Origin of the sequence: Parabacteroides gordonii MS-1 = DSM 23371 (assembly GCF_000969825.1) — a bacterium.
Classification (GTDB): Bacteria; Bacteroidota; Bacteroidia; order Bacteroidales; family Tannerellaceae; genus Parabacteroides; species Parabacteroides gordonii.
Genome location: NZ_KQ033920.1, coordinates 854,952 through 855,532, shown reverse-complemented (window position 1 = coordinate 855,532; position 581 = coordinate 854,952). Strand labels below are relative to the sequence as shown.

General features: G+C 37.9%; 1 pseudogene. It reads left to right on the top strand.

Annotated features, from left to right (window positions below):
- Nucleotides 1-338: 338 nt before the first annotated feature.
- Nucleotides 339-581, top strand: a pseudogene (locus tag HMPREF1536_RS20540) (DUF4906 domain-containing protein); the annotation flags it as partial.

Genomic DNA, 581 nt, shown 5'->3' with positions numbered 1-581 from the left:
AATGACAATCAAGAGGTGATAAAAAAAGAAAGTGTCTCTTTCTTATGTAGAAAGAGACACACTATCAAAATGATTGATTATTATCCGTTATCGGGTGCTAAAGTAGCAACTTTTAACGAGTAGAGCAAGAAACGTGGCCTAATTTGGCTACAAATTAATAATATTAAAATTACGCCATCTTTTGAAGCGTAAGCGATCATTGAAATATTACTGCATTAAGTCGTTGTAAAACAGTGGTTAACAAAAATCGTCAGTCCCATGTCTCTTTCTACATAAGAAAGAGACAGTTCACAACTGTTAAATTAACGCTTTTGTAGTAGTAAATAAATGATAAAAGAATGGCTAGTATAGGACGAAAATTAGAGAAAAAGGGAGTTATTGCAATGACACTTTTAACACTGGTATTGATAGGAACAGGTTGCGAAGATAGCATCGACAATCCGGCGGTTCGTCCGTCGGAGGGAAAGACGGTGGAAGTATCTTTCCATATCGGGTTTGCAGATGAAGTCGATGGCTATACCGTTGACACTAAATCCGGCACATCAACCGAGAAAGGAGCATTCAGCTACGAGCTGCAACCT